This window comes from Mesorhizobium sp. M0491, from assembly GCF_040321265.1.
Classification (GTDB): Bacteria; Pseudomonadota; Alphaproteobacteria; order Rhizobiales; family Rhizobiaceae; genus Mesorhizobium.
Window position 1 is genome coordinate 186,864 of record NZ_JAMYRE010000013.1, and the last position, 11,732, is coordinate 198,595.

Below are 11,732 nucleotides of genomic sequence, written 5' to 3' on the forward strand. Positions count from 1 at the left end.
CCTCTTTTGTCACACGTGCTGACCGCCATTGATGTGGATTTCCGAGCCGGTCACGTAGGACGCCTGCTGCGAACACAGGAAGAAGATGATGTCGGCGACTTCCGCCGTGGTGCCAAGGCGCCTGAGAGGAATGGTCTCGACGATCTTGTCAGTGCCCGGCGACAGGATCGCGGTGTCGATCTCGCCGGGCGCAATGGCATTGACGCGGATGCCGTGCGGGCCGAAATCATGTGCCATCTCGCGCGTCAGCGAGCCGAGTGCCGCTTTCGATGTGGCGTAGGCCGTGCCGGCGAAGGGATGCACGCGGGTTCCGGCGATCGAGGTTACGTTGACGATCGAGCCCTTGGCCGCCGCCAGTTCCTTGAACAGGCCGCGCGCCAGCATGATCGGCGCGAAGAAATTGACCTGGAACACGTCGCGCCAGACATGCATCGGCGTGTCGATTGAATCCATGCGGCTGTTGCCGTCCTTGAGCTTCGGCGAAATGCCGGCATTGTTGACCAGTGCATGCAACTGGCCGCCATGCGCTTCCAGCCGGTGGCGGATTTCGGAGACGGCGATGCCGACATCCTCCTGATCGGCGAGATCGACCTTGATGTGGTCTTCCGGCCCGGCCGGCCACGGGCAATCCTCGGCGAAAGCCTGCCTGGAGCAGGTGATGACGCGCCAGCCCTCGCGCGAAAAACGCTTGACGGTGGCGTGGCCGATGCCGCGGCTGGCGCCGGTCAGCACGATGGTCTTTCTGGTGTCGAGTTCAGTCATTTCAAGGTCTCCGGCCGGCAGATGTAGCCGAACGCCGCCGAGGTGGCGAGAGGCCGAAATGTCACCATTCACGTCAAAGGAGGAACCGGGAAGCCAACTCGCCGTTGGTTCGGGAGTGCAGGACAAGGGTGCGGGGTTTCACATCAAATCAATCGGACAGAGCCATGACACAGACAGCACCCCTCGACATCGCCACGGCCTTCACCAAGGCGTGGACAGGCCACGACCTCGAAAAGGCAGCATCCTATGTCGCCGACGACGTCGTTTTTGATGGGCCGATGCAGCAATCGACCGGCAAGGCCCCCTACCTGAAGGGCCTGACCAAACTTTCACAGGATGTGACCGGTGTGCGCATGATCGCTGCTTTCGGCGACGATCACCAGGCGCTGCTGATGTATGACTTGATGACAAAGTCGTCCGGCGCGCTTTCCTGCGCCAAGCACCTTACCGTCCGCGATGGCAAGATTCACAGCGACAAACTGACCTTTGACAGCAAGAAATTGGGCAACGCCAAACCACGGAATTAGCGGATCGGATCAGCCGCCAAGGAGGTCGAGGATCGAGGTCTGCCGCTTTTTGCGCGGACCGCCGACGTCACCTGGCGGCACCGGGTGCTTGATCGATGCGGTGGCGCCGTCATCCTCTGGCATGGAAAGGCCATCGGCATCGACGGTTTGGGCGGGACGGGCCGCGCGGGACGGCGCTTGGGCAACCGGCGCTGCTGGCCGCGCCGGAGCCTGCTGGCCGACCGACGTTGACGGAACCGGCGCCGTGTTGTTCGCCGAGGGGATCTCGTCGGGGACGATTGTGTCGGCCGGCGTCGATTTCCAGGTGCCGGGCAGCGGCCGCACCGGCACACCCTCGTGGGCCGCAACCATGAACTCGTGCCAGGCCTGCGCCGGCAGTGCGCCGCCGGTGACCTTCTTCATCGGGCTGCCATCATCATTGCCGAACCACACACCGGTGGTGAGGTTGGCGGTGTAGCCGACGAACCAGGCGTCGCGCGAATTCTGACTGGTGCCGGTCTTGCCGGCCGATGGCCAGGCGAAAGCCGCTTTCCGGGCAGTGCCGATCTCAACCGTGCCCGTCATCATCGAGTTCATCATGCCCACGATCTCAGGCTTGACGACGCGCGGCGCGCTGCCGCCGCCGCTGTCGTAAAGCACTTTGCCCTCGGTGGTCGTCACGCGCCGGATGAAGTGGATGTCGGGCTTGTAGCCGCCATTGGCGAATGGGACATAGGCCGAGGTCAGCTCCAGCGGCGTCACTTCCGAAGTGCCGAGCGCGATCGAGGTGTTGGCTATCAGGTCGGACTGGATGCCCATGCGGTGGGCCGCCTCGACTACCGCGTTCGGCCCGACCTCCATGGTCAGCTGCGCGGCCACCGAGTTCAGAGACTTGGCCAGCGCGGTGGCCAGCGTCACCTTGCCGAAATACTTGCCGCCGTAATTGTCGGGTGTCCAATTGCCGATCTTGATCGGCGCATCGTTGCGGATGCTGTCGGGCGTGCGACCGGCTTCGAGCGCGGCCATATAGACGAACGGCTTGAACGCCGAGCCCGGCTGGCGACGTGCCTCCGAAGCACGGTCGAACTGGCTCGTCGAATAGTCGTAGCCGCCGACCATGGCGCGCACCGCGCCGGAATCGTCGATCGACACCAGGGCGCCCTGGCTGACGTTGAGCTTCTTGCCGCTGTCGTCGATCAGCCTGCGGATCGACTGTTCGGCGAGCTTTTGCAGGTTCAGGTCGACGGTGCTGTCGATGACGATGTCGCCGCGCACGTCGCCGATCAGGTCGGGCAATTCTTCCATGATGGTGTCGGCGACGTAATTCTCCGAGCCGGTCCAGTAGGACGGCGCACGCGTTGCCGGCGCGCTCATTGCCGAGGTCAGTTCCTTGGCGCTGATCTTTCCCTCGTCGCGCATGGCGGCAAGCACCAGTTGCGAGCGTTCCTCGGCGGCCTTCGGATCGCGTGCCGGCGACAGCCGCGACGGCGCCTTCAACAGGCCGGCAAGCAATGCGGCTTCCGACAGGGTGACGTCACGCGCGCTCTTGCCGAAATAGCGGCGCGAGGCGGCCTCGACGCCATAGGCGCCGGAACCGAAATAGACCCGGTTGAGGTACATTTCGAGGATCTGGTCCTTGGTGTGCTTGTGCTCCAGCCACAGCGCCAGCAGCACCTCCTGCACCTTGCGCTCCAGCGTGCGGTCGGGTGTCAGGAACAGGTTCTTCGCCAATTGCTGGGTCAGCGTCGAGCCACCCTGCGAGAAATGCCCGCCAAGCACATTGGTGACCATGGCGCGAGAAAGCCCGATCGGGTCGATGCCGAAATGCGAGTAGAAGCGCCGATCTTCGATGGCGATCACGGCTTCCGGGATATAGGGCGACATTTCATGCAGGCCGACGGCCTCGCCACCGCTCATGCCGCGATTGGCGAGCAATTGGCCGTCGGCAGAGACGATCTTGATGTTGGGGGCGCGGTCGGGGATCGACCAGGTCGTCGCCGCCGGCATCTTGGCGCCATAGTAGATGACGATGCCGGCCCCCGCGATGCCGCCCCAGATGGCGAACACGAAGCACCAGTAGAACAGCCGGCCGAGCACACCGAACAGGCCGCGCCGGCTTCTGCCGCGCTTGGCCCGCGACGATTTCCCTTTGGCCGGCTTGCGTTTTGCGGAGACTTTGCGATTGCTCGGCACGACGCGATCCTCCTCGTTCACCGAAAGACCCGCCGAGGACCGCGCCTGCGGCGGCCCCTCGAAACTGGGTTCGATGCGACTGTCTCTGCGGTTCGCCATGCGCTGTGCTTGATATCCCCGATGCCTATGGCGTTCGGGTTGAAGAGTAGATGCGGCGATTTAAGGGCGGGTTAAGTCGTGTTCGAATGCCGGCCTTGGGGGTTGGGCAGCCAAAAAGGCCAGCGTCTGCTCTTTGCAGGTCACTGCCACCACGCTGTTCGGTGTCTCGTTCAGATGGGCTCGAACTTCACATCCGGCTGGTCGGGACCGCCGGCTTGCCGCAACAGCGCGAGAATGTGTTCGCCCCTGTCAAGCTGCTGTCGTCTCCAGTTTGAGGCGTTCGTCACGTGCAGCCAGCCATCGACCACCATGAAAAAATCCTCGGATTGATCATGTCCAGCGCCGAAGCGAAGCGATTTGTTTTCAGCGAACCGAACCAGCGCCGGATCGATCGACCTGTAGAGCACCGGCCAGTTGCCGCCGCCGGAATCCATATGAAACTTGTAGCTCGGGGCGAAATCCAGCCGCCGCCGCAACAGGCTTCCATCGAAAAAACAGAAGCCGGGCCACAGGAACCAGCCCCCTGGCGTCGGCGTATCGCGCCGCACGCTGCCGTAGAGGCTTTTGTCCTCCATCCGGGCGCGGATCGAAAATGGTTCAGTCGGAAAGATGTCATGATCGATGAAGCCGAACAGCTTCGGCCCGAACCCAGGCAAGAAATTCCGCACGATCCAGTTGAGCGCTTGGCCGTGCGATCTGCTGACGACCAGCCTGTTCCTCGGCAATGCCACATAGGGGACATGCTGACGACGGCAGAGATCGCGGATTGCTTGCCTCGCCTCGTCCTTCTTGCTGTTGTCGAAGACGATGTAGCTCTCGTGCTCGGCAAGGTATCGGCGCACCAGGTGGATCTGCCATTCGATCACGTCTGGCCGGTTGAAGGCCACGGTGGCGACGACCGCATCACGGAATACCTGCTCTTGCCCCTGCAATTCGCTGACCGGCGCGGACGCTCTCAGGAAGCGAAACACCCGCCAATGATAGCGCAACAGCGCCTCGCGCCTCGGCGGCCTGTTCAGCCTCTCCCATTCCGCCACGGTAATCCCAGGCTGATCGACGCCTTCCGGGGCGTCAGAAGCAACCATGTCGCGCTCCCGCATGGCTTAGTTCTGCTGGATCGAAATGCCCTTGTCGTCGATCTTGAGTTCGACGCCTTTGGGTTTGGTCTGCTCGCGATAGACGTAGATGCCGAGCGCAATGACCACGACGACGAGCGCGCCAATGACGAGATAGAGCGTATTCTGTTTCATGGCGCGCTCTTTGCGTTGTCGAGCTTCAGGCTCGTTTCAGGACCTTGACCAGCACCAGCAGGATGATGGCGCCGATTGTGGCATGGATGATCGCGGCGAGAGTGCCGCCGCCGATGGAAAATCCGATCCTCGGGAACAGCCAGCCAGCGATGAACGCGCCGACGATACCGACAATGATGTTGCCGATCAGACCGAAGCCGAAGCCGGAAACGATAAGACCGGCGAGCCAGCCGGCGATGGCACCGATGATGATGAAGACGAGCAGGCTTTCGACACCCATAGAGAGTTCCTCCGAGCAAGAGGACGACGGCGGAACGGAAAGCTCCGAATCGGCCTCGATATCAAGAGCTTCAGGCTATTCGAAAGCGGCCGGCCTCACCAGCGGCGCCATCATTGATCGTCATCGTCGCTTGCGGCAGGGCGCCAACTGGTCGGCTCGACCTTCTTTCGCGTGTGACTGTCGATATAGACCCACCAGCCGTCGTCGCGATATTGCGCGATGGATTCGTTGATCACGCCGTCGCTGTCCTTCCAGGTCACGGAGATCTTGGAGCCGTCTGTCGGCGCGGTCGCAATCGGCTTTCTGTCCGCCATGTCATCATCCCCCAATTGCACCGACAAACTGAGCCGACAGAACGCCGCGGCCCGCATCCAGTTCCAGCCGGTACCGGCCGCGCGATGTGTTGGCCGGACGGCCGTCAGCTGTGGGCAAAGATATCCTCTTCGTCCCAGCCCATCAGGTCAAGCTTGGCACGCGTCGGCAGGAAGCGGAAGCAGGCATCGGCTTCCTTGATCCGCCCATCGCGCGCCAGCCGTCCGGCAAGCACATCGCGCAACCGGTGCAGATAGAGCACATCGGAAGCTGCATATTCGAGCTGTTCGGGCGACAGCGTCTCGGCCGCCCAGTCCGACGATTGCTGCGCCTTGGAGAGGCCGACGCCAAGAAGCTCGAAGCAGATGTCCTTCAGCCCGTGGCGGTCGGTGTAGGTGCGGGTCAGCCGCGAGGCGATCTTGGTGCAGAACACCGGCTCGGGCATGACGCCGAACGCATTGTAGAGCACGGCAAGGTCGAAGCGTCCGTAGTGGAACAGCTTGGTTACGCCGCGGTTCCGCAGCAGGCTGACGAGGTTCGGCGCCTTCTTCTGGCCGGGCGCGATCTGGATCACATCGGCCGTGCCGTCGCCAGGCGAAATCTGCACCACGCACAGCCGGTCGCGATGCGGATTGAGCCCCAGCGTTTCGGTGTCGATGGCCACTGCCCCGACATTGTAGTGCGAGAGGTCGGGCAGATCATGCTTGTGGAAACGGATATCGGCCATTGTCTTCTCCGGTCGAGCCTTGCGCGTCCCTTGACCCGCAAGGGACGCTGTAGCGCTTTGTCTTGTGGCCCGTCCTCGCCGCGTTCCGCTGAAAAATCAACTGAAAGTTGATTTTCACGCCGCGTCAGCGGGTCAGCGCATCGAGAATCCGCGCCCAGGAGCGCTGGCCCTTGTGGAAGGAGCTGAGCTCGTATTTCTCGTTGGGCGAGTGGATGCGGTCGTCGTCGAGGCCGAACCCGACCAGCAGCGATTCCATGCCGAGATAGGTCTGGAAGTCGCCGACCACCGGGATCGACCCGCCGCTGCCCGTCGTCACCGCCGGCTTCGGCCATTCGTCGGACAGCGCATCCTTGGCCTTGGCCAGGAAGGGCGAGTCGTAGGAAAGCTGGATTGCCGGCGAGCCGCCATGCGGATGGAATTCGACCGAGCAGTCGGCCGGAATCCGCTCCTTGACGAACTTCTGGAACGCGGCGCGGATTTTCTTGGGATCCTGCTTGTGGACGAGGCGAAACGACACCTTCGCCGAGGCTTCCGCCGCGATCACCGTTTTGAAGCCCTTGCCGGTGTAGCCGCCGATGATGCCGTTGAACTCGGCCGTCGGCCGCGCCCAGGTCAACTCCAGCACGGAGCGGCCCTTTTCGCCCGACGGGATCGACAGGCCGACCGGTCCCAGGAACGTCTCGGCGGTCTCGCCCAGCGTCTCCCAAGATTTCAGGATCTGCGACGGCGTTTCCTCGACGCCGTCATAGAAGCCGGGAATGGTGATGTGACCGTCCTTGTCGTGGATATCGGCCAGCACCTTGGCCAGGATGCGGATCGGGTTGGCGGCGGCACCCCCATAGAGGCCCGAATGCAGGTCGCGATCGGCCGCCTTCACCGTGATCTCCTCACCGACCAGCCCGCGCAGCCCGACGCAGATCGACGGCGTGTCGCGGTCCCACATGCCGGTATCGCAGACCAGCGCGAAATCGGCCTTGAGTTCGTCGGCATTGGTTTCGAGGAACGGCTTCAACGAGGGCGAGCCGGATTCCTCTTCGCCCTCGAACAGGATGGTGATGCGGCAAGGCAAATTGCCGTGCACCTGCTTCCAGGCGCGGCAGGCCTCGACGAAGGTCATCAGCTGGCCCTTGTCGTCGGCCGAGCCGCGTCCGGTGATCACCTTGTGATCCGGGCCGACCTCCTTGACCGCGGGGGCGAACGGGTCGCTTTCCCACAATTCGATCGGATCGACCGGCTGCACGTCATAATGGCCGTAAAACAGCACATGCGGCGAACCGGCCGGGCCATCGTGATGGGCGACCACCATCGGGTGTCCGGGCGTGTCGCGCACACTGGCATCGAAGCCGATCAGCTTGAGCTCCGCCACGAGCCATTCCGCCGCCTTGCGGCAGTCGGCGGCATAGGCCGGATCGGTGGAGATCGACTTGATCCTGAGCAGGCCGAACAGGCGTTCGAGGCTCTGGTCGAGATTCTTGTCGAGACGGTCGAGGACGGGGGAAACTGCGGACATATGTGAAGCCTTTCGATTCAGAACCCGAACCGTAAAGGCAGGACAGCAAAACGAAAAGCCCGCGATCATTGGACCACGGGCTGCAAACGTCTGTCTGGGATAAAAAAGACCGCCGTGGTGGAGGGGGAACCACGGCGGCCTTCTACTCGAAACGATGCGGCAGCCCGGAGAGGGGGGATAGGCTGCCGCAGGTGTCCGGGATAGGCGGGGGACGGGCCTTGCTCCGGACTCGGCGAAAACTGCCGATGACGTGTATTTGGGTCTCTGAACGTGGCGATTCAAGGGCACGAAAATTACAGTTTTGTAACATAGGCGTGAGCGGGGTGACGGCGATCTGTCAGGGTGTTGCCGGAACCGATAGTCGAGGCTGCCTTTTGGCATGGACCAAGCCGCCGCGCCGCGCTATCCCTGCCGACATGAAAAAAGGCGATCATCTCTTCCTTGTCGACGGCTCCGGCTACATCTTCCGTGCCTATCACGCGCTGCCGCCGCTGACCCGCAAATCCGACGGCCTGCCGGTGGGCGCCGTTTCCGGCTTCTGCAACATGCTGTGGAAGCTGATGCTCGACGCCCGCAACACCGATGTAGGCATTGTGCCAACGCATTTCGCCGTCATTTTCGACTATTCGTCGAAAACCTTCCGCAACGACCTCTACCCCGAATACAAGGCCAACCGCTCGGCACCGCCGGAAGATTTGATCCCGCAATTCGGCCTGATCCGCCAGGCGACCAGGGCGTTCAACCTGCCCTGCGTCGAGATCGAAGGCTACGAGGCCGACGATCTGATCGCCACCTATGCGAGGCTGGCCTGCGAAGCTGGCGGCGACACCACCATCATCTCCTCCGACAAGGATCTGATGCAGCTGGTCGGCGACACGGTCGCCATGTACGACCCGATGAAGGACCGCCAGATCGGCATTCCGGAAGTCATCGAAAAATGGGGCGTGCCGCCGGAGAAGATGGTCGATCTGCAGGCACTGACCGGCGATTCGGTCGACAATGTGCCTGGTGTGCCCGGCATAGGGCCGAAGACGGCGGCGCAACTGCTCGAACAGTTCGGTGACCTCGACACGCTGCTGGCCCGGGCCGGCGAGATCAAGCAGGACAAGAGGCGCGAATCGATCATCGCCAACGCCGACAAGGCGCGCATTTCGCGTCAGCTGGTGACGCTGATGAACGATGTGCCGGTCGCCGAGGGACTGGACGATTTCGTCCTGCACGCGCCGGACGGCCCGAAGCTGATCGGTTTCTTGAAGACCATGGAATTCACGTCACTGACCCGCCGTGTCGCGGAGGCGACCAGCACCGAGGCCGGCGATGTCCAGGCCGTCGCGGTCACCGTCGAACGCGCCGACCATGCCCATGGCCCGGATGTTGGGGCCGGTTTGCCGCCGGTTGCCCGAAACGCGTCCGGCACTGGATCGGACGAAGCCGGCGGGACGGCGGAGACGTCAAAACAAGGCGATACCCCTTCCCTGCTCGCGGCACTAAGGCTGGAGCGCGCGGCCACCGGCAAGATCGACACTTCGGCCTATCACTGCATCCGCGATATCTCGGCCCTGAAAGCCTGGGTCGCCGAGGCGCGAGAGGCCGGCATCACCGCCTTCGATGTCAGGGCAACATCGGCTGATCCGATGCAGGCCGAACTGATCGGCATGGCCATCGCCACGGCGCCCGGGCGCGCCGCCTATATCCCCTTTGCCCACATGAGCGGCAATGGCGACCTGCTCGGTGGTGGCGCGCTCGAAAACCAGATACCGCTTCGCGAGGCGCTGGCTGTGCTGAAACCGCTGCTCGAAGACAGATCGGTTCTCAAGATCGCGCAGAACCTGAAATACGATCTTGTCATCATGAGCCGCTACGGCATCGATGTCGCACCGTTCGACGACACCATGCTGATCTCCTACGTGCTCGATGCCGGCACGCCCCATGGTCACGGCCTGGACTCGCTAGCCGAGAAATGGCTGGGTCATACCCCTCTCCTGCTCAAGGACGTCACCGGCTCCGGCAAAAGCTCCGTCGGTTTCGATCAGGTCGACATCGACAAGGCGACCGCTCATGCCGCCGAAGACGCCGATATGACGCTGCGGCTCTGGCTGGTGCTGAAACCGCGGCTTGCCGCCAAAGGCCTAGTGTCGGTCTATGAGCGGCTGGAGCGGCCGCTGGTGCCGGTGCTGGCGCGCATGGAACAGCGCGGCATCTCGGTCGACCGGCAGATCCTGTCGCGGCTCTCGGGCGAACTGGCCCAGGGCGCCGCTCGCCTCGAAGAGGAAATCTACCAGCTCATCGGCGAGCGCATCAACATCGGCTCGCCAAAACAGCTTGGCGACATCCTGTTCGGACGCATGGGCCTGCCCGGCGGTTCCAAGACCAAGACCGGCCAGTGGTCGACCTCGGCGCAGCTTCTCGAAGATCTCGCCGCCGAAGGTCACGAACTGCCGCGCAAGATCGTCGACTGGCGCCAGCTGACCAAGCTGAAATCGACCTATACCGATGCGCTGCCGGGCTTCATCCACCCCGACACCAAGCGCGTTCACACCTCCTACGCGCTGGCCGCGACGACGACGGGACGCCTGTCGTCCTCCGATCCGAACCTGCAGAACATCCCGGTGCGCACCGCCGAAGGCCGCAAGATCAGGACCGCCTTCATCACCGACAAGAGCCATCGGCTGGTCTCGGCCGACTACAGCCAGATCGAACTGCGGGTGCTCGCCCATGTCGCCGAGATCCCGCAATTGCGGCAGGCTTTCGCCGACGGCGCCGATATCCACGCCATCACCGCGTCTGAGATGTTCAACGTGCCGGTCGAGGGCATGCCTTCGGAAGTCCGTCGCCGCGCCAAGGCGATCAATTTCGGCATCATCTACGGCATTTCGGCCTTTGGTCTCGCCAACCAGCTGTCGATCCCGCGCGAGGAGGCCGGCAACTACATCAAGAAATATTTCGAGCGCTTCCCCGGCATCCGCGATTACATCGAGGAGACCAAGGCCTATGCCCGCGAGCATGGCTTTGTCGAAACGATCTTCGGCCGTCGCATCCATTACCCCGACATAAGATCGTCCAACCCCTCGCTTCGCGCCTTCAACGAACGCGCCTCGATCAACGCCCGCCTGCAAGGCACCGCCGCCGATATCATCCGCCGTGCCATGATCCGCATGGAGGAGGCGCTGGAAAAAGCAGGGCTTTCCGCACGCATGCTGCTGCAGGTGCATGACGAACTGATTTTCGAGACCGTCGAGGCGGAAGTCGAGGCGACGATCCCGGTCGTGCGTCACGTCATGGAAAACGCGGCGATGCCAGCGGTATCGATGTCGGTGCCGCTGCATGTCGATGCGCGCGCCGCCAACAACTGGGACGAGGCGCATTGACGCTCCGCCTCTTCGTCATCCTAGGGCGAAGCAAGGAGCGAAGCGACGCGGCGTAGACCCTAGGATGACGAAGCGATGGGCCTCAAGCCGCTTCGGCCAGGCACTTGGCACACGTCCCGCGAAACTCGATCACCGCCTTCTTGGCGGCGAAGCCTGTCGAGCGCACCCATTCGTCCAAGCTGTGGCCGACATCGTGGTCGGACATTTCGGTCACCTGCCCACATGTGTCGCATATCGCGAAGGCGGTCATCGAATGGCTGTGGTCGTGCGGCTCGGCGCAGGCGACGAAAGAATTGATGCTTTCGAGCCGGTGCACGAAACCTGACTTCACCAGCGTGTCGAGCGCTCGATAGACCTGCAGAGGCGCGCGAAAACCGCGCTCGCGCAGTTGGTCGAGCAAGGTATAGGCACTGAGCGGTCCGCTGGCGGTCTCGAGTTTCTCGAGCACGCACAGCTGGTTCTTCGTCAGCACATCCCTTGCCGCCATGATCCTGTTTCCAACTCGCCTTCCGTCGCTTGCGCCGCGCACAAACTATCCATGTACCCATCCAGATAGCGACGAACAGGCATTTTTGCTACTGTTTCCAGCATTCTGCCCGCAAGGCGGTCGAGAACATCGATCGGAGCGGGGCAACAGGCAGGTTGCTCTGCGATGTAACGTTCAAAATACTGACAATATCTTCAGCGAGGATTGCCGCGCTTGGAATTTCGGTCGGGCTTGGGGA

General features: G+C 62.8%; 11 protein-coding genes. 2 read left to right on the plus strand and 9 right to left on the minus strand.

Annotation, left to right across the window (positions count from 1 at the left end; translation table 11 throughout):
• Nucleotides 1-9 precede the first annotated feature (9 nt).
• Nucleotides 10-762 (minus strand): SDR family NAD(P)-dependent oxidoreductase, encoded by a 753-nt coding sequence (locus NKI69_RS18975; RefSeq protein WP_023812510.1) that lies wholly within the window; start codon nucleotides 760-762, stop codon nucleotides 10-12.
• A 164-nt stretch (nucleotides 763-926) separates the two neighbouring features.
• Here NKI69_RS18975 and NKI69_RS18980 point away from each other — a divergent pair, with 164 nt between their 5' ends.
• Nucleotides 927-1,289 (plus strand): nuclear transport factor 2 family protein, encoded by a 363-nt coding sequence (locus tag NKI69_RS18980; protein WP_023812509.1) that lies wholly within the window; start codon nucleotides 927-929, stop codon nucleotides 1,287-1,289.
• Nucleotides 1,290-1,298: 9 nt separating this feature from the next.
• Here NKI69_RS18980 and NKI69_RS18985 read toward each other — a convergent pair whose 3' ends face one another.
• From NKI69_RS18985 to NKI69_RS19015, 7 genes are all read right to left on the minus strand, one after another.
• Nucleotides 1,299-3,560 carry a transglycosylase domain-containing protein gene (locus NKI69_RS18985; protein WP_352722333.1) on the minus strand — a complete coding sequence of 754 codons (2,262 nt, stop codon included), beginning with the start codon at nucleotides 3,558-3,560 and terminating at the stop codon, nucleotides 1,299-1,301.
• A gap of 170 nt (nucleotides 3,561-3,730) precedes the next feature.
• Nucleotides 3,731-4,645 (minus strand): hypothetical protein, encoded by a 915-nt coding sequence (locus NKI69_RS18990; protein ID WP_023812507.1) that lies wholly within the window; start codon nucleotides 4,643-4,645, stop codon nucleotides 3,731-3,733.
• 18 nt (nucleotides 4,646-4,663) lie between these two features.
• A complete protein-coding gene (locus tag NKI69_RS18995; RefSeq protein WP_013529552.1) occupies nucleotides 4,664-4,810 on the minus strand; it encodes a hypothetical protein in 147 nt (48 codons plus the stop codon).
• A gap of 25 nt (nucleotides 4,811-4,835) precedes the next feature.
• A complete protein-coding gene (locus NKI69_RS19000) occupies nucleotides 4,836-5,090 on the minus strand; it encodes a GlsB/YeaQ/YmgE family stress response membrane protein (RefSeq protein ID WP_013529551.1) in 255 nt (84 codons plus the stop codon).
• A 110-nt stretch (nucleotides 5,091-5,200) separates the two neighbouring features.
• The gene (locus NKI69_RS19005) at nucleotides 5,201-5,404 is read right to left on the minus strand and encodes a hypothetical protein (RefSeq protein ID WP_352722335.1); all 204 of its coding nucleotides are present in this window, start codon (nucleotides 5,402-5,404) and stop codon (nucleotides 5,201-5,203) included.
• Between the two features lie 104 nt (nucleotides 5,405-5,508).
• The gene (locus tag NKI69_RS19010; RefSeq protein ID WP_031213535.1) at nucleotides 5,509-6,129 is read right to left on the minus strand and encodes a ribonuclease D; all 621 of its coding nucleotides are present in this window, start codon (nucleotides 6,127-6,129) and stop codon (nucleotides 5,509-5,511) included.
• Between the two features lie 124 nt (nucleotides 6,130-6,253).
• Nucleotides 6,254-7,639, minus strand: a complete 1,386-nt coding sequence (locus NKI69_RS19015; protein ID WP_352722337.1) for a M20/M25/M40 family metallo-hydrolase — start codon at nucleotides 7,637-7,639, stop codon at nucleotides 6,254-6,256.
• Between the two features lie 416 nt (nucleotides 7,640-8,055).
• Here NKI69_RS19015 and polA point away from each other — a divergent pair, with 416 nt between their 5' ends.
• Entirely contained in the window at nucleotides 8,056-11,007 is a 2,952-nt protein-coding gene (gene polA, locus NKI69_RS19020; protein ID WP_023812503.1) for a DNA polymerase I, read from the plus strand.
• Between the two features lie 82 nt (nucleotides 11,008-11,089).
• Here polA and NKI69_RS19025 read toward each other — a convergent pair whose 3' ends face one another.
• A complete protein-coding gene (locus tag NKI69_RS19025) occupies nucleotides 11,090-11,494 on the minus strand; it encodes a Fur family transcriptional regulator (RefSeq protein WP_013529546.1) in 405 nt (134 codons plus the stop codon).
• Nucleotides 11,495-11,732: the final 238 nt, after the last annotated feature.

What these genes read in the sequence shown, in the direction of transcription:
- NKI69_RS19010 (WP_031213535.1), bottom strand. Translation starts at nt 6,129, where the DNA reads ATGGCCGATATCCGTTTCCACAAGCATGATCTGCCCGACCTCTCGCAC.
- polA (WP_023812503.1), top strand. Translation starts at nt 8,056, where the DNA reads ATGAAAAAAGGCGATCATCTCTTCCTTGTCGACGGCTCCGGCTACATC.
- NKI69_RS18980 (WP_023812509.1), top strand. Translation starts at nt 927, where the DNA reads ATGACACAGACAGCACCCCTCGACATCGCCACGGCCTTCACCAAGGCG.
- NKI69_RS19005 (WP_352722335.1), bottom strand. Translation starts at nt 5,404, where the DNA reads ATGGCGGACAGAAAGCCGATTGCGACCGCGCCGACAGACGGCTCCAAG.
- NKI69_RS18975 (WP_023812510.1), bottom strand. Translation starts at nt 762, where the DNA reads ATGACTGAACTCGACACCAGAAAGACCATCGTGCTGACCGGCGCCAGC.
- NKI69_RS19025 (WP_013529546.1), bottom strand. Translation starts at nt 11,494, where the DNA reads ATGGCGGCAAGGGATGTGCTGACGAAGAACCAGCTGTGCGTGCTCGAG.
- NKI69_RS19000 (WP_013529551.1), bottom strand. Translation starts at nt 5,090, where the DNA reads ATGGGTGTCGAAAGCCTGCTCGTCTTCATCATCATCGGTGCCATCGCC.
- NKI69_RS18990 (WP_023812507.1), bottom strand. Translation starts at nt 4,645, where the DNA reads ATGGTTGCTTCTGACGCCCCGGAAGGCGTCGATCAGCCTGGGATTACC.
- NKI69_RS19015 (WP_352722337.1), bottom strand. Translation starts at nt 7,639, where the DNA reads ATGTCCGCAGTTTCCCCCGTCCTCGACCGTCTCGACAAGAATCTCGAC.
- NKI69_RS18995 (WP_013529552.1), bottom strand. Translation starts at nt 4,810, where the DNA reads ATGAAACAGAATACGCTCTATCTCGTCATTGGCGCGCTCGTCGTCGTG.
- NKI69_RS18985 (WP_352722333.1), bottom strand. Translation starts at nt 3,560, where the DNA reads ATGGCGAACCGCAGAGACAGTCGCATCGAACCCAGTTTCGAGGGGCCG.